Origin of the sequence: Dyadobacter pollutisoli, assembly GCF_026625565.1 — a bacterium.
GTDB lineage: Bacteria > Bacteroidota > Bacteroidia > Cytophagales > Spirosomataceae > Dyadobacter > Dyadobacter pollutisoli.
This window is the reverse complement of record NZ_CP112998.1, coordinates 6,176,167-6,200,221: the sequence shown is the minus strand read 5'-3', so window position 1 is coordinate 6,200,221 and position 24,055 is coordinate 6,176,167. Positions and strand designations below refer to the sequence as shown.

The 24,055-nt window shown below is 44.2% G+C and carries 23 protein-coding genes; 11 read left to right on the top strand and 12 right to left on the bottom strand.

Annotation, left to right across the window (positions count from 1 at the left end; genetic code table 11):
* Window positions 1-56: 56 nt before the first annotated feature.
* The 4 genes from ON006_RS25545 to ON006_RS25530 all read left to right on the top strand — a co-directional run bounded on the left by ON006_RS25545 (window position 57) and on the right by ON006_RS25530 (window position 1,989).
* Window positions 57-650, top strand: coding sequence for a Panacea domain-containing protein (locus ON006_RS25545; RefSeq protein WP_244824072.1), 594 nt, complete (start codon window positions 57-59; stop codon window positions 648-650).
* A 5-nt stretch (window positions 651-655) separates the two neighbouring features.
* On the top strand, window positions 656-1,102 hold the full coding sequence (locus tag ON006_RS25540) for a hypothetical protein (RefSeq protein ID WP_244824071.1): 447 nt from the start codon (window positions 656-658) through the stop codon (window positions 1,100-1,102).
* Window positions 1,103-1,139: 37 nt separating this feature from the next.
* Window positions 1,140-1,523: a RidA family protein gene (locus ON006_RS25535; RefSeq protein ID WP_244824070.1), complete on the top strand. Its 384-nt coding sequence runs from the start codon at window positions 1,140-1,142 to the stop codon at window positions 1,521-1,523.
* A 151-nt stretch (window positions 1,524-1,674) separates the two neighbouring features.
* Entirely contained in the window at window positions 1,675-1,989 is a 315-nt protein-coding gene (locus tag ON006_RS25530) for a hypothetical protein (RefSeq protein WP_244824069.1), read from the top strand.
* Window positions 1,990-2,002: 13 nt separating this feature from the next.
* On the opposite strand, the gene ON006_RS25525 is transcribed toward ON006_RS25530, so the two are convergent.
* The 5 genes from ON006_RS25525 to ON006_RS25505 all read right to left on the bottom strand — a co-directional run bounded on the left by ON006_RS25525 (window position 2,003) and on the right by ON006_RS25505 (window position 8,939).
* Window positions 2,003-5,785: a DEAD/DEAH box helicase gene (locus tag ON006_RS25525; RefSeq protein WP_244824068.1), complete on the bottom strand. Its 3,783-nt coding sequence runs from the start codon at window positions 5,783-5,785 to the stop codon at window positions 2,003-2,005.
* 92 nt (window positions 5,786-5,877) lie between these two features.
* Window positions 5,878-6,315, bottom strand: a complete 438-nt coding sequence (locus ON006_RS25520) for an NUDIX domain-containing protein (RefSeq protein WP_244824067.1) — start codon at window positions 6,313-6,315, stop codon at window positions 5,878-5,880.
* Window positions 6,316-6,356: 41 nt separating this feature from the next.
* A complete protein-coding gene (lpcA, locus tag ON006_RS25515) occupies window positions 6,357-6,941 on the bottom strand; it encodes a D-sedoheptulose 7-phosphate isomerase (RefSeq protein WP_244824066.1) in 585 nt (194 codons plus the stop codon).
* Window positions 6,942-6,980: 39 nt separating this feature from the next.
* The gene (gene mnmC2, locus ON006_RS25510; RefSeq protein ID WP_244824065.1) at window positions 6,981-7,637 is read right to left on the bottom strand and encodes a tRNA (5-methylaminomethyl-2-thiouridine)(34)-methyltransferase MnmC2; all 657 of its coding nucleotides are present in this window, start codon (window positions 7,635-7,637) and stop codon (window positions 6,981-6,983) included.
* 33 nt (window positions 7,638-7,670) lie between these two features.
* On the bottom strand, window positions 7,671-8,939 hold the full coding sequence (locus tag ON006_RS25505) for an aspartyl protease family protein (protein WP_244824064.1): 1,269 nt from the start codon (window positions 8,937-8,939) through the stop codon (window positions 7,671-7,673).
* A gap of 300 nt (window positions 8,940-9,239) precedes the next feature.
* Here ON006_RS25505 and tpiA point away from each other — a divergent pair, with 300 nt between their 5' ends.
* Window positions 9,240-10,001 (top strand): triose-phosphate isomerase, encoded by a 762-nt coding sequence (gene tpiA, locus ON006_RS25500; protein ID WP_244824063.1) that lies wholly within the window; start codon window positions 9,240-9,242, stop codon window positions 9,999-10,001.
* Between the two features lie 121 nt (window positions 10,002-10,122).
* Here tpiA and ON006_RS25495 read toward each other — a convergent pair whose 3' ends face one another.
* The 4 genes from ON006_RS25495 to ON006_RS25480 all read right to left on the bottom strand — a co-directional run bounded on the left by ON006_RS25495 (window position 10,123) and on the right by ON006_RS25480 (window position 14,580).
* On the bottom strand, window positions 10,123-11,367 hold the full coding sequence (locus ON006_RS25495; RefSeq protein ID WP_244824062.1) for an OmpA family protein: 1,245 nt from the start codon (window positions 11,365-11,367) through the stop codon (window positions 10,123-10,125).
* Window positions 11,368-11,454: 87 nt separating this feature from the next.
* Window positions 11,455-12,213 (bottom strand): DUF5672 family protein, encoded by a 759-nt coding sequence (locus tag ON006_RS25490; RefSeq protein WP_244824061.1) that lies wholly within the window; start codon window positions 12,211-12,213, stop codon window positions 11,455-11,457.
* A 15-nt stretch (window positions 12,214-12,228) separates the two neighbouring features.
* Entirely contained in the window at window positions 12,229-13,206 is a 978-nt protein-coding gene (locus ON006_RS25485; protein WP_244824060.1) for a glycosyltransferase family 2 protein, read from the bottom strand.
* A gap of 72 nt (window positions 13,207-13,278) precedes the next feature.
* Window positions 13,279-14,580, bottom strand: a complete 1,302-nt coding sequence (locus tag ON006_RS25480; RefSeq protein ID WP_244824059.1) for a hypothetical protein — start codon at window positions 14,578-14,580, stop codon at window positions 13,279-13,281.
* A 96-nt stretch (window positions 14,581-14,676) separates the two neighbouring features.
* Here ON006_RS25480 and ON006_RS25475 point away from each other — a divergent pair, with 96 nt between their 5' ends.
* The 6 genes from ON006_RS25475 to ON006_RS25450 all read left to right on the top strand — a co-directional run bounded on the left by ON006_RS25475 (window position 14,677) and on the right by ON006_RS25450 (window position 20,933).
* Window positions 14,677-15,228, top strand: coding sequence for a hypothetical protein (locus ON006_RS25475; RefSeq protein ID WP_244824058.1), 552 nt, complete (start codon window positions 14,677-14,679; stop codon window positions 15,226-15,228).
* Window positions 15,229-15,258: 30 nt separating this feature from the next.
* Window positions 15,259-16,047 (top strand): cysteine hydrolase family protein, encoded by a 789-nt coding sequence (locus ON006_RS25470; protein WP_244824057.1) that lies wholly within the window; start codon window positions 15,259-15,261, stop codon window positions 16,045-16,047.
* Window positions 16,048-16,162: 115 nt separating this feature from the next.
* On the top strand, window positions 16,163-19,018 hold the full coding sequence (gene uvrA, locus ON006_RS25465) for an excinuclease ABC subunit UvrA (RefSeq protein WP_244824056.1): 2,856 nt from the start codon (window positions 16,163-16,165) through the stop codon (window positions 19,016-19,018).
* A gap of 59 nt (window positions 19,019-19,077) precedes the next feature.
* A complete protein-coding gene (locus tag ON006_RS25460; protein WP_244824055.1) occupies window positions 19,078-19,506 on the top strand; it encodes an Xre family toxin-antitoxin system antitoxin in 429 nt (142 codons plus the stop codon).
* 12 nt (window positions 19,507-19,518) lie between these two features.
* Window positions 19,519-19,983: an RES family NAD+ phosphorylase gene (locus ON006_RS25455; protein ID WP_244824054.1), complete on the top strand. Its 465-nt coding sequence runs from the start codon at window positions 19,519-19,521 to the stop codon at window positions 19,981-19,983.
* 113 nt (window positions 19,984-20,096) lie between these two features.
* Window positions 20,097-20,933, top strand: coding sequence for a fumarylacetoacetate hydrolase family protein (locus tag ON006_RS25450; RefSeq protein ID WP_244824053.1), 837 nt, complete (start codon window positions 20,097-20,099; stop codon window positions 20,931-20,933).
* 68 nt (window positions 20,934-21,001) lie between these two features.
* Here the strand turns inward: ON006_RS25450 and ON006_RS25445 are convergent, their stop codons facing one another.
* The 3 genes from ON006_RS25445 to era form a co-directional block, all read right to left on the bottom strand.
* Window positions 21,002-21,391, bottom strand: a complete 390-nt coding sequence (locus tag ON006_RS25445; RefSeq protein ID WP_244824052.1) for a hypothetical protein — start codon at window positions 21,389-21,391, stop codon at window positions 21,002-21,004.
* Window positions 21,392-21,730: 339 nt separating this feature from the next.
* The gene (gene der, locus ON006_RS25440; RefSeq protein WP_244824051.1) at window positions 21,731-23,041 is read right to left on the bottom strand and encodes a ribosome biogenesis GTPase Der; all 1,311 of its coding nucleotides are present in this window, start codon (window positions 23,039-23,041) and stop codon (window positions 21,731-21,733) included.
* Window positions 23,042-23,114: 73 nt separating this feature from the next.
* Window positions 23,115-24,038, bottom strand: a complete 924-nt coding sequence (gene era, locus ON006_RS25435) for a GTPase Era (protein WP_244824238.1) — start codon at window positions 24,036-24,038, stop codon at window positions 23,115-23,117.
* Window positions 24,039-24,055 lie beyond the last annotated feature (17 nt).

Sequence of the window (24,055 nt, the reverse complement as noted above, 5' to 3'; positions counted from 1 at the left end):
TGATTGTTTAATCGCACAACCATTCGTATTTTTACATTAACAACATTGATGCTCAAATGTCCCATCCCTATTCCAGCTCGGAGATTGATAAATTAGGTAATGCTGTGGTTTACCTGGCGGGAAAAATAAATCCGTTATCTAAAACTAAGCTGTTAAAACTAATTTATTTGATCGAGGAGTATTCGGTGAGAACTTATGGATTGCCTTTTTTTAACCTAAATTTCTCGGTTTGGAAACTTGGGCCAGTATCCAGAGATGTATTTGTTGATCTTTCTTCTGACGAACCTGTTTTACTGGAGAAATACATTTCTAGAAGTTTTGGTTCTGACGGCGGAATTTACATTAAGCCCAAGGTTGTATTCTCAGATGACGAGTTTTCAGATAACGACATGGATTTGTTAGAGCATGTCTCTGAAACATTCAAAAATTTCACCGCTGCCGAACTTGTTGAATTAACCCATCGCAAGCATTCTCTATGGTACATCACGGCCTTGGAAAATGGAGTGTTGGAACACCTGGAATCAGGGCATATGAATTCCACAGAAATCGCTATTGATTTTTCGAGATTATTGGACGGTTTACCATTGAAAAAAGAAATCTTTGAAGATCAACGTGAATATCTCAAAAGTAGCCAAGCGCTTAAAATTTGATTCTGGTGGGTAACGAAGGAGATATCTTATATTTTGATCCATTTTATTTCAAAAAAGGTAACGCATCCAAACCCAAATACTTTATAGTACTGAAATCCTTAGGAGAGAAATCACTCTTGGCGAGCCTGCCATCCAGCTTAAATTTCTGCCCTACCGACATTGTTGACAAAGACGGCTGCATTGAAGTGCCGGAAGCATGTTTCAATTGTTTTGTTTTTAAAGGAAAAAGCCCTGTCACAACCAGCGGTTGGTGTTTTCCTATGGATACCTATCTCTATGGGCAACAAATAGACGAATATGAAATAGCAATTTTAAAAGACATTTATCCTGTGGAAGGTTTGGATTATCGCATAATTGGTACACTAAAAAGTCTTTTATTTCATGACATGAAAAAGTGCTTTATCAATTCAGCCAATGTAAAACGCAAGTTTAGAAAACTGTTATCCTCATAAATATTTCAAGAGTATTTTCAAAAATCAACCCAATCATATGCCAAGACAAAATATACTTTCCGGGTCGCCCTGGGAGGACAAAATGGGGTACTGCCGTGCCGTACGCATTGGAAACATCGTGGAAGTTGCCGGAACAGTAGCCATTGTAGACGGAGAAAAAGTAAAAGCTGACGACGCTTTTGCCCAAACCAACAACATTATCGAAAGAATTTCAAAGGTATTGGAAGATGCCGGCGCGAGCCTCGGTGACGTGGTCCGCACTCGCATCTTCACTACGGATATCAATTGTTTTGATGAAATCGCCCGCGCACATGGCGCATATTTCGGTGATATTAAGCCTACTACGGGCATTTACGAAATCAGCAAACTGGTTTCTCCTGACTATCTGGTTGAAATAGAGTTTACTGCTATTGTACAGTAATCTAGTGAAATAGTTAAAAAAGGCTCACACTTCTCTGTATGAGCCTTTTTTGCTAAATTATTTTTTTCGGTGTTTCCAACCTTCTGGCCTGAAATTTGCTCTTTGTGTTGTAGTTGTCTGATTGGGACCCTAACACATGGCCATTTTAATTATGAAAAATTATCGTACTTTACTCATAGCCTCCTTTTTACTAATTCTTTGCGTATTACAAAAAGAAGCACGGTACAAAACGATCAGAAGCGGGGGTGTGGAAAAAATGCACAATTTCCCGTCAGAAAATTTGAGTAACAGCACGTTCGCTGATAAAAATATCAAAGTGAGCGGACGCGAAGCCAACGCGCTTCAAAATACACAGTTGTTCGAATTCGCCTCGGCCGACAGTACATCAAAAACTACATCTGCCAGGTTGCTGAATCAAAACCTGCTCAATATCTCTTCGGGGGGCAAGATCCTTGGGTTCAACTGAAAGAACGCTTTGACTAACTGAACAATCCCATAATATCGTCCTGGCTGAGCTTTTTGATAAAGCCCGATTCTCCTCCAACCAGATCTTCCGCCAAATCCTGCTTTCGCTGCTGAAGCAACAGAATTTTTTCCTCAATCGTATCCTTACAAATCATTTTATAAGCAAATACCTTGCGCGTTTGACCAATGCGGTGCGTGCGGTCAATAGCCTGACGTTCCACAGCCGGATTCCACCATGGATCAACCAGGTATACATAGTCAGCCTCGGTTAGGTTAAGCCCTACGCCCCCAGCTTTCAGGCTCATCAGGAACACTCTGCAAGTCTGATCGCTCTGGAAACGGTTCACTCTCCCAGCCCGGTCCACGGTTTGCCCGTCAAGGTATTCGTACGGAATATTTACCTTTTCAAGATGCTTGCGAATCAAATCGAGCATTCCTAAAAATTGGCTGAAAATCAAAATTTTATGATTAGAAGCATTCTCTTCTATTTCCCTGGTGAGCTCTTCCAACTTGGCCGATTCGTTACCAAAATCTTCGTCTCCTGACAAAATCGATGGGGAATCACAAATCTGCCGCAGCTTCAGCAATGCTTCCAGAATTAGGAAACTGCTTTTGTTCAATCCTTCGGTAGCAAGCTTTTCAGCGATTTCCTGACGGTATCTCTCACGGAATGTGTCATATACTTTCCGCTGCTTGTTACCCATTTCACAGAACAATATGGTTTCCGTTTTGTCAGGCAGGTCGGTCGCTACTTCCTCTTTGGTCCTTTTGAGCATGAAAGGATACACGAGTTTCCGCAATTCAGCCGCTTTTTCTTTATCCTGATATCTGTCAATTGGTGTAGCGTACTCTGTCCGGAAGAAGTCGGCGTGACCCAGCATCCCCGGGTTCAGAAATTCAAACTGAGAGTAAAGGTCGAATGTGTTGTTTTCGACCGGGGTACCCGTCATTGTCAGCCGGTTTTTCGCCCGCAGTAAGCGCGATGCCTTGGAAGTAAGCGAGTCAGGGTTTTTAATGGCCTGCGCTTCGTCCAGTACGATATAATGGAAATCAAACTGCCTCAACAATTCCACGTCGCTACGCATCGTGCCGTAAGTCGTCAGAATGATGTCGTATTCCCTGAAAAAACTGATGTCTTTACGTCGCGTCATACCACGGTGAACGTACAGTTTCAGGTCCGGCGTAAACTTGGTCGCCTCAGCCTGCCAGTTGAAAATCAATGTCGTAGGAACTACGACGAGGTTCGTATGTTCGGGATTGATATTCTTTTGCTGTTGCAGGAATGTCAGCATCTGCAGGGTTTTTCCTAAGCCCATATCATCAGCCAAACAGCCTCCCCAACCGAATTCATCAAGGAAATTGATCCATTTATATCCTTCTTCCTGGTATTGTCTCAATGTCGCGTTCACATTTCCGGGCAGAGGCACATTCGGAATCTCTTTGAAATTGAGCAGTTTTTGCTTTTTCTCCCACAACTCACGGAACACTTCCTCATTATCGAGCTCGGACACCAGCTCATCGATCAGCGAAAAGTGAATTTTGGACAAATGGATATTTTCGCCATCCACTCTTCCAAATTGCAAAAGCGGTTCGAGTTTACTGATCCATTCGTCAGGAAGCACGCCCAGAGAGCCGTCCTGAAGCTGAATGTAGTTCTGCTTTTTCAACAATGCTTTTTTGGCATCAGCAAGCGAAACTTTCTGATCGCCAAACATGATCTCCACCTGCATGTCGAACCAGTCGATGCCGGAGGATGCATTCACCTTCACAGTACCTCTGTTCGGGTTGAAACGCATTTTTTTCAGATCCTTGAAGCCCAATAAGTCATATTGCTTCTTTCCAACTGCTTCCACGAAATTGAAAAGCCAGCCCTCCTTCATCACATTGTCAAAAGGAACATAGAAAAACGGCTGACCTGCCTGATGCGCAAAACCTGGATGCAACGATTTTAACCATTCCCAAACCGAGTTTTCGGCCTGCTGGTCTCTTTCGAGCATGGTGATCTGGTTATTTTCAAAGCTCGTTCTCGTACGCCGCTGATCATGCAGGAACTCTGTTTCCCCCAACTCGCCTTCTCCTTCGTACACAAATGACGGCACGATCAGCAAATTGGCATCGTCTTCTTTGAGGTAAATTTTTGGCTTGCGGAATGGCAATGCCCGGCTCTGAACTTCGTGACGCGTTTGAAAAATCACATCAAACTGTTCGGTAACCGGAATTATCCATTCACTCATAAAGCCTTCCGAGAAATCCTTCTTAACCCTTATTTTATATCCATTCTGCCCGAGGTATGCGACCATTTCAGCTTCGCTGATGCCCGCCCAGCGGAAAAGCGTCTTTTCATTGTGTATGCCAAGCCAAAAACTGTCGAGCGAAACCACCTTTTGCAATTCCAGAGGAGTACCGGGCTGCAATTCAACATATGGATTGAGCGTGATAAACTCTTTGTCTTCTGTTAAAACAAAAAACAATTTGACCGGCTCCCGGTGTAGTTCCAGCTGGGTAAGCTGGTTGTTGCTGGTAATGTAGTCACCGTCCGAAAGAAATAACCGGTCGGCGTCCAGGTCATTGAAGATCCTGTTGATCTGTTTTCCGACGTAATTTCTTGCTTCGTAGCGCTGTTCAGGGCTCACGTCGTCAAAGTGCAGGTAGGCATTGTAAGCCCAACCCTGCTTTCTGATAAACTTTTGTAACCCTTCCTCCCAATGCTTCGCCACGCGCACAAGCCGGGCATCCGCCTCAGTAAGCACGGGGATTTCATCGGCAGAATAATAGTGGCTCGAACCTCCTGCGATGTTGCGGATATTGGTAACCTTTTCAGATTTAGAACTGTATTTGACCGAAAAAACACCGAAACCAATGTCCAGCAAGTGATTTTTTCCTTTTGGCCAAAAAACAAAAATGGATATTCTGTCCTCTTCCTCCTGGCCATTTTCGGCCGAAGAAATGTTAAATGTGACATTTTGTGCCGGCAATATCCGCTGCCGGAGCGTTTGCCAATCCTGGTACTCCCCTACTTTTTGCAAAGAGGGGTCCATTTTAATCAGCAAAAGGCCACCATCCTCATCGAGGCGGAAGTCAAATTTATCCTTGAATGTGTCTTCCAGAGAGTATCCGTATTCTGCAAGGAGGTTATTTTTCTCAACCGTCAGGTCGCGCATTACCTCAAATGCCTTCTCTCCTAGTTCTTCGCGGAGTTTAAGCAACGCCGCCAGCTTGTGTTCACAGAGTGGCACCCAAAGCTTTTTACCGCAATTACAGGTTGTGTGAACCTGTTTAGTGTTCTTGATCCGCTGGAATGTTACCGAATAATCCTGGTTGTTTTCATGAACCACACATTCGGCTTCACCTTCCTTGGCGGAAATAATATCAACCTGCCCGAGCGATTCCCTGTTTTTCCAGGTTTCGTCCAGTACCAGATTTCTAAGTTGAATTTCTTTGATTTCGGGAAGATCAATGACCGTATCCTCCATTTCGTGAACAACCTGCTTGATAGTAGGCATCTTGTCCAGAATGTACAAAATAGCCGCAACGCGATGTTTGCAGAGGCCATTTTTGTCGGGGCATGAGCACTCCGTCGTGATCTGGGGAGTCAGGAAATCCCTGATGTAAATCTGGTAGTACTGAATGGAGTAGTCGCTCTTGACTTTGAACTCAGCATTACCCGGACCATTATAATCAAGTTTGGAAACTTTTAAGCCACCACTGCTATAAATGGAACGCCCTCTTGACAATACATCCTTCTCCGTACGCCGTAGCAAGAAGTTGGATAATTTCTCCTTCTTTTCGTTTTCCATTTACCCTGCTGCCTGTTAAAAACGCAAAGGTACGGTACCTTTCTGTTTTATAGAAATGAAGGAGGAAATATCTGTTCGGCCAAAAAGGCACATTATCGCACGTAAGGCTGGTCAATAACGCCTATGTGACCTGTGAGTAACGATTTTTCGTAAAAACCGATAATTTGTTTTCCTGCATTAGGATACAATAGTTTTGTTGCCAGCGAAGCAATTGGCAGCCAGACAATTTCCAGGGCTGTGGTATGTACCGGATTTAGCTCCGGAATACCTGAAATTTCAGTCTGAAATACCATGTGAAGTGTTTCCTTTTTGACTTCCGGCCATATTACTTCTCCACAAAAAACCATTGTATTTACCTCTGCCGCAACGCCCAACTCTTCGTAAAGCTCCCGGGCAAGTGCTTCGGAAAGACATTCGCCGGGATCAGGGTTTCCTCCGGGCAAAGCAAAAACCTCAGTGTCGCCGTAGCAGTAGCGGAGGGTTAAGATGGAACCGTCCAGGAGTATCAAGGCAGAAGGGCGTACATTCATGAGGCAGCGGATTAAAGATGACGTGTGTCGATTTGCTGAATTTAATCCGTCAACACCATTTTTTCAATAAGTAACATGAAAATATGGATCACTTTGATGTGAATTTCCTGAATCCGGTCCGCATATCCGAAGTGCGGGACACGGATTTCAATGTCGGCAACACCTGCGAGCTTGCCACCGTCTTTCCCCGACATAATAATGACTTTCATGCCTTTGGCCTTCGCCGCTTCCGCCGCGCGGATAATATTGGTAGAGTTTCCGCTGGTACTAAGTCCCAGCAATACGTCGCCCGGCTGGCCCAATCCTTCAATGTATCTTGAAAACACAAATTCATACCCAAAATCATTACTAACACAGCTCAAATGGCTCACGTCAGAGATGGCGATTGCAGGTAATGCGCGGCGGTTATCACGGTATCTGCCGGTAAGTTCTTCCGCGAAATGCATGGCGTCGCAATGGGAACCTCCATTGCCACAGGAAATGATTTTTCCATTGTGAATGATCGCCTCAGCCATCATTCCGGCTGCTTTTTCTATTTTTTCAATTTGAACAGGATCGCTCAGGAAGTTGTCGAGTACTGCCTGTGCTTCTTTTAATTCCTGACTGATAATGCTTTGGTAATTCATATCTTAATATTGTTCGAACATTCAATTTTGCGTTTCCTACTAGTTTCTGATGGCTTTCAACACATGTGTTTTCCGGCCTGGCCCTTTGTGCCGCTCTACGGTGAACCCAGCGGAGCGAAGTGCACGTTTGACAATTCCTTTGGAAGAATATGTTACTAGTACGCCATGTTGCCTCGTTTGGGCCGCTATTTTTGAGAATATTTCCTCTTTCCAGAGCTCCGGCTGCGAGCGTGGGTCGAAAGCATCGTAAAAAATAACATCGAAAATCTCTGTGGAACTGAATTCTTCCAACGTCACACATTCTTTTCGAAGGGAAAAATAGTCGGAAATTGGATTCATGCCAGACCATGAACTTTCATGAAGTTTCATAAAACCCGACTGGCCGGTCAATGCTTCATAATTCAACAAAGAGGCTTCCCCCGAAGTAACGGGAAAAGCCTCTATGGAAGTGTAATAAATTTGCTTGCGGAGCTCGTCAGCCAGTTTCCAGGCTAGAAAAGCATTCAAACCCGTCCCAAAGCCCATTTCAAAAACATGTACCGGAGCTGTGGCATTTTCTAAAATCGGCCGCAAGCCCAGATTGATGTAAATATGCACTGCTTCGCTCAAAGCACCCTGCAGGGAATGGTACTGCTGGTGATACTGCGGACTGTAAAGTGAGTGCGAGCCGTCTTCTGTTACAATAAAGCGATCCAAATAAGCCGGATGTTTAGTTCGGCTTAAAAGTAATTAAATCATTCTTCGCAGGGTAATCTGTGTAAAGAAAATATCTCCTTTACGTTTCACCAGCAAGTCGATGTTTTTGCCGTCTCCCCGCTGCATGAGCTTGTAAATGTCGCTCACATTCAGTTCGGAAGCAGCATGATCGTCTATAAAAAGTAACTGGTCTCCTTCCATCAACCCTGCATGGGAAGCCGGAGAATCGTCCTGAATGTGGTTCACAATATAGTTATGCAGGTCGGCACCTTCCGCACGGATCTCCATGCCGCTCATATCGTGCTCAAATTTCTCACGGAGACGGCTTTTGATCGGTTTCAGCACCATATAACTTTCCTGATAATTCATCGTCACCTTAAATCTCCGCAACAGCTCACAGCCTATGTTACCCTGCCGCGAGGTCCCGGCCCGTAGTTTGGAGCCAAATGCAATGCTGTCGGGAAAGGATGCCACGATATTGTCCATTTCAAACCTACCCAACCGCAACCTGTCGATCCGGCCGAGATTTCCATTGATTACGCCATTCAAACCGCGGCCCAACTGAGCCCTGATCACTTTTTGCGGCAACCGGAATGACTCTTTCGGTGTGTTGTTTAAAAGCAACGCATGGCCGGCACCGGTGTCGATCAATACCCGGATCGGATGCTCACGACCGTCTGCAAACAGCGTTACCGCGTCTGTAAACGGTTTGGTGTCTTCAATGATGAGGGGGTGCTTATCGCCTTTGCTGGTTTTATATTTATATCGGCTGGGCTGCATCAGCACCAGTTCTTTTCTGGAAAAATCGATGGTTACTACGAAGTTGTTAAAAATCTCATAGCCAAAAATGCCGTGGACCGGCACGCCGACATACTCTGAGAGCCGCAAGAAATCCTGTTCGAGCACCACGATATTCTGGTGGTTGGCACGCAGCCTACCCATCGAAAAGCGATTGTCGATGGCCACATGTGCAGATATGGATTTCCCTTCTCCTGCTCCGGTAAGATTAACCTTGCGGGTTAACCGAAGCTTGTCCGGTTTAAGAATGTAAGGATCGGTAATAATGATCGAACTGACGCCGGTATCCAGTATAAACCGGAGCGAGTCGGTATCGTTGATCTTTGCATACAAAAGGATCAGATTTGAATGCAATTCAAATGGAATGCGTGCAGTTTTATGATTTTTATCTAAAAAATAGCCATACTTTTCTTCTGAAACCGGGGGTACATCTTCTGTTTTTGCAAATGATATGCTGCTGGTAAAAAGTATGATTGCTAAAATTAACCACTTAGACGTTTTCATCGTGGCCTCCTTTCGTTAAATTCCTTTGTTAGAAGTCTCTCTTTATAAATTACAAAACACTCTGATTATAAATGGCTTAACTCTGTCTTTATTATCTTTTGTGTACACTAAGTATCAAATTCGGCCCAAACGGTTAATTGAGTAAAATTAATGCTTTTTACCTTAATTAAACACAAAAAATTCTTAATATGTCCAAACTTTCTGGCTTTTTTTATATCATTTATATATAATAATGTTAATGATGAAATTATGGTAATTTTGTTGCGTTAAATGACGTTTTTTCACAATAAAAATTTTCTCATGCGTAAAAAAATTGTTGCCGGTAACTGGAAGATGAACAAGGTTCTGGATGAGGCAGTTGCGCTTACCTCAGAGCTGGTGAATATGGCTAAAGATGAAGTTTCGAACGATGCCAAAATCATCCTTTGCCCTCCCGCGATCTACCTTACCACTATTAAAAAATATATAGAGGACGCTCCTAATTTTTCGTTGGCTGCTCAAAATTGCTCTGATAAGGTTTCCGGTGCCTTCACTGGTGAGATCTCCGCACAAATGCTGCAGTCTATTGGTGTAGAATATGTGTTGATCGGACATAGCGAACGCCGTCAGTATTTCAATGAAACCAATGCGCTTCTTGCCGAAAAAGTAAATACTGCGCTTGCAAATGGTGTATCACCGATTTTTTGCTGTGGAGAGTCTCTGGAACAAAGACAAAATGAGGACTACATTGGATTTGTGAAGAACCAGATCACCGAGAGTCTTTTCCATTTGACAGAAGAGCAATTGCTTTCTGTTGTGATAGCTTACGAACCCATCTGGGCTATCGGAACTGGTCTTACGGCCTCTGCTGAGCAGGCTCAGGATATGCACGCTGCATTGCGTCAGCACATTGCCTCGAAATATGGTGCCGCAATTGCCGACGAAATTTCAATCCTTTACGGAGGTAGTGTTACAGCTGCCAGCGCACCTGAATTATTCTCTGCACCTGATATCGACGGAGGCCTTGTAGGAGGTGCTTCATTAAAATCGAGAGAGTTTACGAATATTATTAAAGCTAGGTAAATTATTGACAATAAGCGCCTTACCTTTACCACACTGAGCGGAGTCGAAGTGCACATGCACACTGCAAAAACACTTCGACTGCGCTCAGTGAGACAAAGGGGTTCGCTCAGGATGACAAAGGTCAAGCTTGCGTAATCACGAATTCGACCCTGCGGTTTTTCTGGTGCGCCTCCGCAGAATTACCCTTCCCTATTGGCCGTGTGCCTCCATATCCCTTTGCTTCAATCCTGCTGGTGTCTATTCCTTTTTCGACGAGATATGTTTGCACGGATTCTGCTCTTTTTCTCGACAATTCCAGGTTTTTGTCAAAATCTCCCACATTGTCTGTATGTCCTTCAACCCGGATTTGTATATCCGGATTTTCGCGCATCATATCTACCAGCCTGTCCAATTCGGCGTAGGATTCGGCCAGAAGTGTGTATTGTGACGTCGCAAAATAAATATTGGGCAGTACGATCGTTTCTCCAACCGTCAATGGTGTCAAATAAAAATCCTGATCGAATGCGCTTTGACCTGCCGAATCCGCGGGTACCAAAGGAAATGTGGTCCCGTAAAATCCTTTGGCGACAATGCGGAAATCATACTTCTCGGCTGGGTCAATGCCGATGCGGTACTTACCGGACGAGGATTTGATCTGTAGCGAATCCCCTTTTTCTACATAAGAGATTTGTCCCGATATTGGCTTCTTCGTTTTAGAGTTATAAATCGTCCCCTTCATAACTGCAATACCGGCGACTTTTGCATCAGTACTATCCGCCAAGGGCTGTTCCGGTTGTTTCGGAGCGGGTTTTTCAACTGGCTTTTTAACTGGTACTTGCGCTTTTGCCGTTGATTTTGCTGTATCATTAGCTTGTTTTTTCAAAGGATTCTTGATACGAACGCCATAGAAGTTCCAGGAATGGTACCCTTTTGAACTACGTCCTTCATAAAAGTCAAACTCTTCAATGCCTGGCGTAAGCCTCTCGAAGTAGGCTACGAAATCTACTTTTTCTCCTTCATTAATCTGCTTCCTTGTTTCCGTGGGGATATTTTCCGTTCTGATCAGTTTGAATTTTTTATCAATTTCACCCGGCTTGTATAACCTTGTCTCCGGATCAAGCCAAATCTCGCCCGCGCTTTGCTGCTGTTGTAGTTTCTGATCGGGTCTCTGAAGAAATGGAAACCCTTTTGGCACGGTCTGGTTTGAGGCTTTTTCCTCAAATTGCAGGTAAATGATGGTGTATTTGTCCGTCAGCTCTACTTTTTTGATTTTAACATCAGGCTGAGACTGCTCCAATACTTTGGGATTATCAGTAATTTGTCCGAAGCTGGCATCCAATGCCAATACAAAGGCACATAATAATGCCGTTAGCAACTTAAAATTCATGACTTTCAAATGTTAATTTTAGATAAACAATTGCAAGAACGCGCGAACAATCCTGATAGTTTGTTAAAAATTGTTAAACTATGTATCTCACTGATTTACAGGAATAAATTTAGCCCAAAAACCCGGATCGTAGCGCTCCCAGGCGTGGCAGGCAAAGGGTAGTTGATGTCCCGTCAGTTCGTAGGTAGCGGCCGGGCTTTTTTCGAAGGAGAAACGGAGTGCTTCGTGCCAGGTAGGAAGTTTCAAAAATAATTTCATGGGATAAAGGCGCGTTGCTTCCTGAGAAAAAAGCATGTCCTCATTCCCCTTCCAGGACGTGTAGAAAAAATTGTAGATTTTCAGATAACGGATGAGTGCGGGAATGCGGCGAAGTGACAGGCCGCCATTCAAAACAATGCGTCTGCTGGACAATGCTTTGGCATAAATATCCTTCGAGTCGGCACTTAATATGTCAAATTCCGGCTGATGCAGGGATGGCGCGCCCATGTAGTCATAACCTTTGCGGCACCATTCGCGTAGCTCATCGCGAAACACAAATGCGTCGAGCTGATAAATGAGAATGTATTCGTAAGCGAGGAATACCTTATAAAAATCAATGGAGATCAGTAACTGGTTGTAGGCATCGATACCTGCGAACTGATGATCATCGAATGAGATCAATTCAATGGTGGGATATGCCGCTTTTATTTCTGACAGATCCAGGCTGCGCGGTTTTACAATTTTTACCGGGTAACCCGATAGCACGGTCATGCACTGTTTCAGCGAGAGCTGTTCGCCTGCTGTCAAACTGGACTGGTATACGGGAATTACAACGGCTACCGCAGGCTCCCTTGCTGTAACTTTCACACTTAAGCTGATTAATTATTCTAATAAATCTCCGATCGCCGGTAACCACCAGTCTTTGCTGCTGAATTTGTAGTAACCTCTCACCAGTTGGCTTACAATGGGCGTTAACCTTTTGTAACGGTTTTCGGGAAGTGATGCTCTCCGGTAAAAGTGCTTTTGAGACAAATACAGCTTGATCAGTTTTTCGCGCGGTACAAAAGGTATCGCTCTCAGCAGCAGATAAAGTTCATGTAATTTGTTGGCTTTTTCTTCCAGAGGGATCAATTTCTGCTGGCGGTCACGTAGAAACCGGTCTTTCAGATGCACTTTTTCAATTTTGCTTCCAAAGCCAACTTGCTGGCTGGAATGTATCCGATACGAAATCAGCGGATCAACTATAAAATCAATTTTGTTCTGAAGACTTAAAACAACTGCTATCCAGGCGTCGTGGATCAGGTCTGGAACGTGGGTAGGGAAAGGCATGAGCCTTTCCAGGCACGATTTCCTAATCGCCAATGTAGCACCTGTTACAACGAAACCATTAAAAAGGATCTCATGTGGTTTGCCGTTTTTCCAGATGCTTTGTCCTCTTTCGTCAAATTCAATTTCCTCCCAGATCGTGCGCCCGGTAGGGTTTGAATCATCGTCGATCATGACTGCATTACTGAAAACAGCGTCAATTCCCGGGTTGGCATTGAGATAGGCAACCTGCCTCTGTACCTTATCTCTCCTCCATTCATCGTCCTGGTCGCAAAGAATAATGATGTCTCCCTTGCATAAAGACAGGCATTTTTCAAAATTTTTGGTTGAACCCAGGTTCTTTTCGTTCACATGGATATGAACAGGAAATTTGCTTGTAAGTGCAAAAGACTTTATGATTTCAATGGAATTATCCTTCGACCTGTCATCACACACCACCAACTCATCAACTGAAACTGTCTGATCAGCAATGCTCTTCAACTGTGCGAGCAAATACTTTGCTCCGTTGTAAGTGCACATAGCTACTGAAACCATAAATGTGTATATAGAGTTAAATTAAAAATGTCGCAAATTAACGGTAATGCCTCCTATACCCAAACCGTAATATCACTTTCGTTCAGATTCTTCCGTAAAATTTTTGCCAGCGTCCGGAATACTGATCACATGCGCAGTAACGGCCCAGTTTAGGATCTCCGAAAATTCCTCGGCCTCCTGGTAGTAGATCAATGGGGTTGTATGGTCTTTCTCCCAATTGTTTAATGTCGTCACAATTTGCTCATTGGACTTCACCAGCGCTTTATAGTTGTTAAAAAACACTATTCCCCAAAGCAGCACTCCCAGAAAACCCATGTATTTCAAATGTTCTTTTTTCAGGATTTTAATTTCCATAAAGATCAACACAAGCAATACTGGAATCGTGGCTGAAAAAAACATGTAGCGCGGCGCGATACCTCCCGCAGCCTTTGACTCAAACCTTGAAATGGATATAATTATTCCCGTCAGTATGGGCATTGAAAGCATGCAATACAGCAAAGGATTCCGGAAAGCGTAGCCTTTCAAAAATAACCATATCCAGCACAGTAAAACAAACAGGCCGATACACATGCATAAAATGATGTTAATATGCTGACCTGACGACGGATTGACATAAAAAAAACTTCCGAGGAACGTTAGCAATAAACGTGCCATCCATTGGGCATTAAAAGCGACCCCTGACGCTGTATGAACGGATGGGGGCAACGGTAAAAAAGTGATCAGCAAAAGCCCCAAAGCGATTGATCCCCATACGATTAACAAAGACCATTTCTTTTGCGCAAATAGCAGGAAGGCACCAAGAAAAAGCGTGATAAACCCGTTTCCAAAAGATAAAACTGCAATAATTACTGCGAGTAATGCTATTAAAAATGTTGCTTCATTGAGCCGGCTAGCCTTATTGAGCAAAAACAGGCTGAGAAAGGAGAAGAAAAACACCGTATAATGTTGAATTCCTCCCCAATAATAAAAGGTAACCTGCCAGAAAGCCAGACTACTAAGAAAAACCGCTGCCCATAGTAGCGTTTCAGCAGAAAGCAGCCCTTTCTCTTTCATGGTGGCCATGATCAATGCGAAGAAACCGACAAGGAAGACGTTTTGAAAAACGACAAGATTCGTAAAATTGATCTCATGGAATAAATAATAGTAGAGTGCAGCTGTTGATTTGGAAAACAATATGCGATGTTCATTGTGCCTGCTTAGCAAGATGTCGCGCCTGATGCCAAATCCAAAATTTTCGTAATAAAAACGCCTGATGAAGTTTAGTGTCGTGTCGTAATCGTCAAACGAAGGGGCATTGAGCGCATTATGCAGAAGTGTAAATCCGAAAATTAAAAAAATGGCAATGCTTAAACTGATTGAGAGATATTTACCCATATCTGATATTTTTGTCAAAAAACTTTATGCATTTACGACTCATAAAGTTACATCCCTAATCCGGGATTCTAAATTAAAGTTACTAAATGCATATTAATGGCCTTACCAGATCAGCTCAAAAAGGCGATTATCCAGATGCCTGCCAAAGAAAAGGATAAACTGTTACTCAGGCTTATTACCAAAGATAAAACGCTGACAGACAGACTTCATTTCGAATTAATTGAAGATAGTGCAACCATTCCGGAGCGACGGGATGAGATCATGAGCAGGATTGTTCGTACCTCGAAGTTTAACCAGAACACACCGGGCTGGATACTGATGGATCTCCGAAACCTCAGCGGTGACATTGCCTATCATGTTAAGGTGACCAAAGATAAAATCGGTGGCCTGGAACTGAACCTGTTCCTGATGAACACATTTATGGAGCAGTATCCCGAGATTCTCCGAACGTACTCTTCCCGGGCCGATACCTGTGCATTGTATATTGCCAAAAAGGCGCTGACGATCATTAACGGTATCAACAAGCTGGATGAAGATTACCGCGTGGATTATATCAAAGACGCCAATCGCATGCTGAAAATGGTATACAGCCTGGCCTCCCGGATGTATGCACGCCAGCTGGAACTTCCTCAGGAACTGGAAGAGTAAAATTCGTAAGATCCCTGTTTAATAGCTGATATGAAAAATACTGCATTGCTGATCATTGACGCTCAGTTTGATTTCTGTGATCCCTCGGGTGCGCTCTTTGTACCAGGCGCCGAGCAGGATGTGGAGCGAATCGCCAGGCTTATTGCGCTCGAAGGAGACAAAATAAGTAGCATTTTCGTGACCCTGGACACACATCGCGTCCTTGACATTGCTCATCCATTATTTTGGGAAGATAGAAACGGCAATACCGTTGCGCCATTTACGCTGATCACCACTGCTGCTGTGAAGGATGGCAAATGGACGCCGAGATATCATCCGGAGTATGTGCTACACTACCTTGAAACGCTGGAAGCGGAAGGTGAATTTAAGCATTTCATCTGGCCTGAACATTGTCTGATAGGTTCCAAGGGCGCGGCATTGGATGACACAATCCTTCACGCGCTCCTTGCCTGGACGCATCGCACTGGCAGGGATTACGAGGCTGTTGTGAAAGGAATGAACCCGCTTACGGAACATTTTGGTGTTTTCAAGGCACAGGTACCCGTTGCCAATGCGCCGGAAACAGAGCTGAATCAATCGTTTTTGGCAGAACTGGAAGCATTTGACCGCGTACTGATTGCCGGGGAGGCCCGCTCGCATTGTGTTGCTACCAGTATCAATCAAATCCTGAAATATGCGCCTGCATTGGTCCCCAAAGTATCAGTCCTAGCCGACTGTATTTCTGACGTTACCAACTGGGGACATCTTGCTGATCCGATTTTTGAAAATGCAAAGGAAAAAGGAATGACTTTTTTAAAAGCTTCCTCGATCATTCTTTGACAAATGGCTGATCATATTCCCTTTTGAAAAGCCAAACTAAATGACTGAACTTTTGGTTAGTATTGAGATCGGTACATACCCAAACTTGTACCGGATATCCATTTGATTTTCTTCTATGATGCAATTATCTGTGCCCCGGATTGAGGCTGCCCAATTCGACGATCTGGATCCGAGACAATATATTCTGATCAAAGGTGCCCGAGTTAATAATCTTAAAAATATTGATGTAGCGATCCCACGTAACAAACTGGTGGTCATTACAGGGTTATCGGGCTCGGGAAAATCTTCCCTGGCATTTGATACATTGTTCGCAGAAGGCCAGCGAATGTATGTGGAAAGCCTCAGCAGCTATGCACGCCAGTTTCTGGGCCGAATGGAAAAACCAGAGGTGGAGTATATCAAAGGCATTTCTCCCGCCATTGCCATTGAACAGAAAGTCAATACCCGCAACCCCCGGTCAACGGTTGGTACCTCCACGGAGATTTACGATTATCTCAAACTGCTTTTTGCGCGGATAGGACATACATATTCTCCTGTTTCTGGTGACCTGGTCCGGAAGGATTCGGTTACTGATGTCGTAAATTTTATGCTGGCCCATGAAGAAGGGGCACGCGTGATGATATTGGCGCCATTACTGATCCGGGAAGGACGTTCGCAGACGGAAGAACTGACGATCCTGCTTTCCAAAGGATATACCCGAATTGTGTTGAATGATGAGGTGGTATCCATTGAAGATGTTCTGGAAAAACCTGATCACTATACCCAGGCTGGCAACCAGATATTTATTCTGATAGACCGTGCAGGAATCAAGCATGACGACGAGGATACGCAATACCGGCTTTCGGATTCAGTTCAAACTGCGTTTTTTGAAGGCGAAGGCGTTTGTATCGTTCAAGTTGTGAATGGAGAAAAAAGGGTTTTCTCTGATAAATTTGAATTGGACGGAATGACCTTCGAAGAGCCTACTGTCAATCTTTTCAGCTTTAACAATCCCTATGGAGCGTGTAAAAGGTGTGAAGGCTTTGGCAAGGTGCTTGGAATTGATCCTGACCTGGTGATACCCGATAAGAGCCTTTCTGTTTATGAAGGTGCCATCGCTCCCTGGCGGACCGAGAAAATGAATGAGTGGCTTGTGCCCCTGGTACGCAACGGTATCAAGTTCGACTACCCTATCCACAGACCTTACAAGGACCTTACACCGGAACAAAAAGAACTTCTCTGGACCGGTAATCAATATTTTCAGGGTATTAATGATTTTGTGTCGGAACTGGAATCTCAGACACACAAGATCCAGTACCGCGTGATGCTTTCGCGGTTTCGCGGTCGCACCACCTGCCCGGATTGTCGTGGATCAAGACTACGGAAAGATGCTTCATTCGTCAAAGTAGGCGGCGTTTCCATTACTGATCTGGTTTTAATGCCAATCAAAGATGTTTCTGTTTTTTTCAAAAATGTGGAAATCGGAGAACATGATCGGCAGATAGCGAAACGGGTATTGACTGAAATTGAAACACGGCTGGATTATATGAACCGGGTCGGCCTTGGATACCTGACACTGAATCGGTTAACCAGTACATTATCAGGTGGAGAGTTTCAGCGCATCAAGCTCGCTACCTCGCTGGGAAGTGCGCTTGTGGGCTCTATGTACATTCTGGATGAACCCAGTATAGGGCTTCACCCGAGAGATACGCAAAGGCTGGTAGGTGTTCTCGAATCGCTGCGTGACCTGGGTAACACCGTCATTGTGGTGGAACACGAAGAAGAAGTCATGCACGCCGCTGACCAGATCATCGACATTGGCCCCGAAGCGGGTACAGGTGGCGGGCATGTGGTTTTTCAGGGTAATTGGGAGGACATTGAAAGCTTACGCGACACCGATCTTCAGGAAAGCGCGGTGAAATCACATACGCTGGATTTTCTTCTGGAAAATGATTCTATTCCTGTTCCTTCTGTCCGGAGAAAATCATTGCATCACCTGGAAATCAAAGGCGCAAGAGAGAATAATTTGAAAGAACTCGATGTAAAAATCCCTTTAAATACGCTCACGGTGGTAACTGGTGTCAGCGGATCGGGGAAATCCACATTGATCCGAAAGATATTATACCCTGCATTAATGCGTTTGAAAGGCGAATTCAGCGAGGAAGTAGGACGTTTTGACGAGCTGGCGGGGAGTATAGACCGCATTGAGACTGTTGAAATGATCGACCAGAACCCGATCGGAAAATCATCCCGCTCCAATCCTGTTACCTACATCAAGGCTTACGATTATATCAGACAAATGATGGCCGATCTGCCATTGTCAAAAGCCAGAGGATATAAACCTTCCCATTTTTCCTTCAATGTGGATGGTGGAAGATGTGAAGTATGCCAGGGTGAAGGCCAGGTGAAGATTGAGATGCAGTTCATGGCGGACATTTACCTGACTTGCGAAGGCTGCAACGGAAAACGCTTTAAACAGGAAATTCAGGAGGTACGCTACCAGGAGAAAGATGTCGCGGAAATCCTCGATATGACTGTGGACGAAGCCATTGCGTTTTTCAGGCCTTCGGAACCAAAGCTGGCCGATAAACTGATGCCGTTGCAGGAGGTAGGGCTTGGTTATGTGGGACTTGGACAATCTTCCAACACATTGTCGGGAGGAGAGGCTCAGCGCGTTAAACTGGCGTCATTCCTCGGTAAAGGCTCTTCCAATAAAGGCAAGATGCTCTTTATTTTTGATGAACCGACTACCGGCCTTCATTTTCATGACATCAAAAAATTGTTGAAAGCGATTAATGCATTGGTAGAGCAAGGCGACAGCGTGATCATCATTGAGCATAACATGGAAATCATCAAAAGTGCTGACTGGATCATCGACCTTGGACCCGAGGGAGGTGATGGCGGAGGATATCTCACATTTACAGGTACACCCGAAGAAATGACCAAATTAGAGAATAATTATACTGCCAATTTCCTGAAAGAGAAGATATAATTGAAATTCGAAAAAAGTCACTTACCTTTGTGACATAGTTCACTATTAATGGACGTGTTATGGCTGGCTTACTTTTGTTTCAGGAAGATTTTGTTCCCTATGGCATGAAACCTGCGTCGGATTTCAATGTGATCAAAACGTCCCGGGAAGGGGTTTTGAGATCAGTGGCCGACGATGTTTCAAATCTGGTAGGGCTTACAGATAATGAAATCGCGTATGTGCTGGGCATGACCCCCCGAAATCTGCATCGCATTCAGGCTGAGAAAAGATTAGGTACTGAGGCTTCGGAGCGGTTGCTTTTACTACGGAATGTCATTATTCACGCCCTGGACACTTTTGAAGGAAAAGAAAACACAGTTCGTAATTGGCTGAGAACGCCAATCAATGAACTGAACGACCAATCTCCCCTGCAACTAATGGATACAATTACCGGCTTTGGGCTGGTGGATGATGTCCTGGGACGTTTGGATTATGGTCTTCCTGCCTGATCGGTACTTCATATGCCGCAGGTCTATAGAATAATCAAAGAAAAATTCAGGAATGAGGCGCTTTCAACAGAAGGCAGCCGCTTATTCGGTGCCCGGTGGAATCCAAAAGGAATCGGTGTTTTATACACAACTTCTACCCCTGAACTTGGGCTGGTGGAGACGCTCGCGCACGCTCCCGGCGTGAGATACGAGGATTTACCTGTTTACTGGTTATCGTCCATCCACATTCCAGACGACATTCGGTATTACTCCAAAGATCAAATGCCGGACTTTTGGCAGGATAAAAATTACGAAAGGACACAGTATTGGCTTAAAGATTGGCTTATGAAGCCCGATGTACTGGCGATCGGTATCCCTTCTGTCATTGTTCCGTTTTCCCAGAATATCATTATACATCCCCGCCATCCGCTTTTTACCGAAGTATCCCTCCTAGCACAGGAAAGAATACCTATTGATAAGCGTCTCTGGCGTCAATAAATCGGTATGATCTGCGTAAATTGTAATAGCCTGAACCGGCCAACGGACCGTAATATTTAGAGTAAAGAAAATAGGCAAAAGTCTTATTGAAACTAAACCAATATCCGCATCCAATGAAACTCTATAAAACCGAAAACGGCATAATTCTCGAAAATGAGGACGTATTTTACCGTTTGCACGAGACTGACTGGGATTTTGTCGTTAACAGGGATAATCTGTATGAATGGCTGGAATTACAAACCGAAAGTCTGATAGCCCTTACTTTTACGGACGATGTACCGATGCCAGAAGTTCTGGCACCCATTGGTTCTCAGGAGGTTTGGGCATCTGGCGTTACTTATTTCAGAAGCCGTACCGCGAGGATGGAAGAGTCTGAAAAAGCAGGCGGCGGCAGTTTTTACGACCGTGTATACGAGGCAGAACGGCCAGAGCTATTCTTCAAGTCAACAGCGTGGCGGGTTGTAGGAAACCACGGTACTGTGCGCATTCGCCGCGATTCTACCTGGGATGTGCCGGAGCCGGAACTTACACTTTTTGCTTCCTCATCAGGAACGCTGGTTGGCTACACGATTGGCAATGATATGAGCTCCCGCAGCATTGAAGGTGAAAATCCATTATATCTCCCTCAGGCTAAGTCATATACCGGTAGTGCTGCCTTGGGACCCTGCCTGTATATTCCTCAATTTCCTTTGGGCGATGATACGGTGATCGACCTGGCAATTGTTCGTGGCGGGGAAGAGGTTTTCAGCGGAGAAGTGGCTTTGTCTCAAATGAAACGCAAGCCCGACGAATTGCTCCATTTCCTGTTTCGCGAAATGGCATTCCCGCAAGGTTGCTATCTCATGACAGGAACCGGGATCATTCCGCCTTCTGATTTTACTTTGCAAAAGGATGATACTGTACACATTAGCATTGAGCCCATCGGCACATTGACTAATGTAGTAGGATAAAAAAGTAAAAAAGCTGCAAGGAATGCCCTTGCAGCTTTTTCAATATTGATAGAAGTATTGCTTACGAATTAAAATTTGGGTGAGCCGATGAACGCGTAGACAACACAGCGAACTACGCTAACAAGCTTGGTCACTACCGAATCATCGCTGTCTGTATCTTCTTCGCTTTCAAAGAACGATGCAGGTCCTTCTTCCAGAATCCTCTCATTCAATGTAATTCTTTCAGGCATTTTCTCTGTAAAACGCGTGTTGAAGAAAATCGTCGCCGCTTGTTTAGCTTCTCCCGAATATTTTACCTGCTTCGAGACCTTTGCTTTTTTGGCAATGATCTTTTCACTTGGACATTCTTTCCCTACCTGAAGTTTCTTATGGGCTACGAACATGTTATGCGAATAACCTGTTGCTCCTGCCTGAAGGCTGAAAAGTGCTAATAGTATAAGTAATTTTAGTGTTTTCATGGCTGTATTTTTTCAGTCGTTCAGAAAAAGATCCGGTTAGAATTCGTTGTAACTAATTGACTCTACAAATATATATGTTTTAATAGGTATCTTGCAATACATAGTACCTTGTTTTTAACATTTTTTTTGAAAAAACTTTTTGGAACCATTTTCCCGGCTTTATTCTGGGATACTATTGCTTAACAGATGTAAAGTTAATACAAAAGGTTGCAGCTACTTTAATAAAAAAAGACGAACCGTCAGAATTTACTCCTGAACAGTAGCTGTTTAGCGATAAAATGCAAAACGCGCCGGAGGAAAATTCCTCCGGCGCGTTTAATCTTGGTTTCAATACAATGATTATTTTTCTCTAAAGAAGATCGTAATCGGAACACCCGAAAAATCGAAATTCTCACGCATTCTATTTTCAAGATAACGCAGGTAAGGATCCTTTACATGTTTGGGATTGCTGCTGAAAAACACAAAAGTAGGCGAAGGTGTCGGCAGCTGGATCATGTACTTGATATTGATATACTTACCACGATCCGCAGGAGGAGGATATTTTTCAATCTCTTTCTGCATCACATCATTCAACTTGGATGTTGAGATTTTCTTCGTCTTGTTCTGATAAACTTCCATTGCTTTCTCCATTACCTGGTGGATACGCTGCTTTTCAACCACAGAGGCGAAAATGATAGGCATATAATTCATCGGGGCGAGTCTTTCGAGCAGGCTCTTTTTGAATGCATCTGCGGTTTTGGAGTCCTTTTCTACCAAATCCCACTTATTGACCATGATCACAATACCTTTCTTGGCTTTGTCGGCCAATCCGATAATGGTAAGGTCCTGTCCTTCCAATCCCAATGTAGCATCCAGCAGTATGATACAAACGTCGGACTCCTCCATCGCTTTCACCGACCGCAACGTCGAGTAGTACTCAATGTCTTCATTAACACGTGATTTCCGACGCAAACCGGCTGTATCAGTCAAAATAAATTCCATCCCAAACGCATTGTAGTGAGTATGAATGGCGTCGCGGGTTGTACCTGCAATGTCGGTAACAATGCTTCTGTCAGTACCCGTAAGCACGTTCAGGAACGATGATTTTCCAACATTGGGACGTCCCATAATCGCAATACGAGGAATACCCGCTTCGGGATCTTCAACTCCCGCTGTTTCAAAATGCTGTATAACACGGTCCAGTAAATCTCCGGTACCAAAACCCGTTTGGGCTGATATAGCAAAGATTTCGTCTCCCAGTCCCAATTCATAAAATTCTGCTGCCGACAGATATCTCTCGTTGGTTTCTGCCTTATTAGCAACCAGATATACCGGTTTGTTAAACTTACGGAGCACGTTTGCAAAATCCTTGTCCAAATCCGTCAGACCCGTCATTGTATCGACCATAAAAAGCACTACTGTACTTTCTTCAATGGCCAGCTCTACCTGTTCGCGGATCGCTCCTTCAAAAATATCTTCTGACCCTACTACGTATCCCCCTGTGTCAATTACTGTAAAATATTGGTCTGTCCATTCTCCGTAACCATAATGCCTGTCACGCGTAACACCGCTTTGGTTATCCATAATCGCCTTGCGGCTTTCGGTAAGACGGTTGAATAAGGTGGATTTGCCCACATTAGGGCGACCAACTATCGATATTATATTTGCCATTATCTTGTTTAACTATTAAATATGATCCAAACGGCCCGATTGGCTGAACCGTTTTCCCTTCTTTTGTTTTGATTTATTCGTCATATCCAAACTGGCGCAGTTTGTTTTCTTTGCTTCTCCAGTCCGGTTCTACTTTTACATGTTGTTCAAGAAATACCTTTTTACCAAAAAACTCTTCCAGATCATGCCTGGCCTGGATACCTATCTTTTTCAGCATTTCTCCCTTTTCTCCGATAATAATCCCCTTCTGGCTCTTGCGTTCCACCAGAATTTCGGCACGGATCACGATCATATCATCTCTTTCTTTGAATTCCGCAATAACCACTTCGGAGCTGTATGGAATCTCCTGGCGGTAATTCAGAAAAATTTTCTCGCGTAATATTTCAGAAGCAAAGAAACGCTCAGGCTTGTCGGTTAGTTCATCTTCACCAAAATAGGGCGGGTGAAACGGCAATCTCGTAATAACCGCGTCGAATAACGTAGCAATATTAGCCTGGTGCAATGCAGATATTGGAATAATCGCAGCTGGCTGGATCTCGTTCTCCCATTCTGCTATTTTCAGTTTTACCTGCTCATCATTCGATAAATCGATTTTATTTAAAACCAGAACAATGGGGGCATCTGCCCGTTTAAGTAATGGCAGTACCTCATGTTCTGCGGCCCTCTCGCCCACTTCAGCTACGAATAAAACTACATCAGCATCTTCCAATGACCCTTTTACAAAAGTCATCATCGAATCATGCAACTTGTATGACGGCTTGATCACTCCTGGTGTATCGGAGTACACCAACTGAAAAGGAATATCCTCATGTTTTCCATTGAGTATTCCCATAATACGGTGCCTGGTGGTCTGTGCTTTGGAGGTAATGATAGACATTCGCTCGCCTACCAGCACATTCATGAGCGTGGACTTGCCTACATTTGGCTTTCCTATAATGCTGACGAATCCAGCACGATGATTGCGTAAGGGGATATTTGCTTCTGGTTTTTCTTCCATAAAATTGCTTTCTTCAC

Excerpts from the sequence above, each read along its gene's own strand:
- ON006_RS25545 (WP_244824072.1), top strand. The coding sequence starts at position 57 with ATGTCCCATCCCTATTCCAGCTCGGAGATTGATAAATTAGGTAATGCT.
- ON006_RS25535 (WP_244824070.1), top strand. The coding sequence starts at position 1,140 with ATGCCAAGACAAAATATACTTTCCGGGTCGCCCTGGGAGGACAAAATG.
- ON006_RS25530 (WP_244824069.1), top strand. The coding sequence starts at position 1,675 with ATGAAAAATTATCGTACTTTACTCATAGCCTCCTTTTTACTAATTCTT.
- ON006_RS25525 (WP_244824068.1), bottom strand. The coding sequence starts at position 5,785 with ATGGAAAACGAAAAGAAGGAGAAATTATCCAACTTCTTGCTACGGCGT.
- ON006_RS25520 (WP_244824067.1), bottom strand. The coding sequence starts at position 6,315 with ATGAATGTACGCCCTTCTGCCTTGATACTCCTGGACGGTTCCATCTTA.
- lpcA (WP_244824066.1), bottom strand. The coding sequence starts at position 6,941 with ATGAATTACCAAAGCATTATCAGTCAGGAATTAAAAGAAGCACAGGCA.
- ON006_RS25505 (WP_244824064.1), bottom strand. The coding sequence starts at position 8,939 with ATGAAAACGTCTAAGTGGTTAATTTTAGCAATCATACTTTTTACCAGC.
- tpiA (WP_244824063.1), top strand. The coding sequence starts at position 9,240 with ATGCGTAAAAAAATTGTTGCCGGTAACTGGAAGATGAACAAGGTTCTG.
- ON006_RS25495 (WP_244824062.1), bottom strand. The coding sequence starts at position 11,367 with ATGAATTTTAAGTTGCTAACGGCATTATTATGTGCCTTTGTATTGGCA.
- ON006_RS25485 (WP_244824060.1), bottom strand. The coding sequence starts at position 13,206 with ATGGTTTCAGTAGCTATGTGCACTTACAACGGAGCAAAGTATTTGCTC.
- ON006_RS25480 (WP_244824059.1), bottom strand. The coding sequence starts at position 14,580 with ATGGGTAAATATCTCTCAATCAGTTTAAGCATTGCCATTTTTTTAATT.
- ON006_RS25475 (WP_244824058.1), top strand. The coding sequence starts at position 14,677 with ATGGCCTTACCAGATCAGCTCAAAAAGGCGATTATCCAGATGCCTGCC.
- ON006_RS25470 (WP_244824057.1), top strand. The coding sequence starts at position 15,259 with ATGAAAAATACTGCATTGCTGATCATTGACGCTCAGTTTGATTTCTGT.
- uvrA (WP_244824056.1), top strand. The coding sequence starts at position 16,163 with ATGATGCAATTATCTGTGCCCCGGATTGAGGCTGCCCAATTCGACGAT.
- ON006_RS25460 (WP_244824055.1), top strand. The coding sequence starts at position 19,078 with ATGGCTGGCTTACTTTTGTTTCAGGAAGATTTTGTTCCCTATGGCATG.
- ON006_RS25455 (WP_244824054.1), top strand. The coding sequence starts at position 19,519 with ATGCCGCAGGTCTATAGAATAATCAAAGAAAAATTCAGGAATGAGGCG.
- ON006_RS25450 (WP_244824053.1), top strand. The coding sequence starts at position 20,097 with ATGAAACTCTATAAAACCGAAAACGGCATAATTCTCGAAAATGAGGAC.
- ON006_RS25445 (WP_244824052.1), bottom strand. The coding sequence starts at position 21,391 with ATGAAAACACTAAAATTACTTATACTATTAGCACTTTTCAGCCTTCAG.
- der (WP_244824051.1), bottom strand. The coding sequence starts at position 23,041 with ATGGCAAATATAATATCGATAGTTGGTCGCCCTAATGTGGGCAAATCC.
- era (WP_244824238.1), bottom strand. The coding sequence starts at position 24,038 with ATGGAAGAAAAACCAGAAGCAAATATCCCCTTACGCAATCATCGTGCT.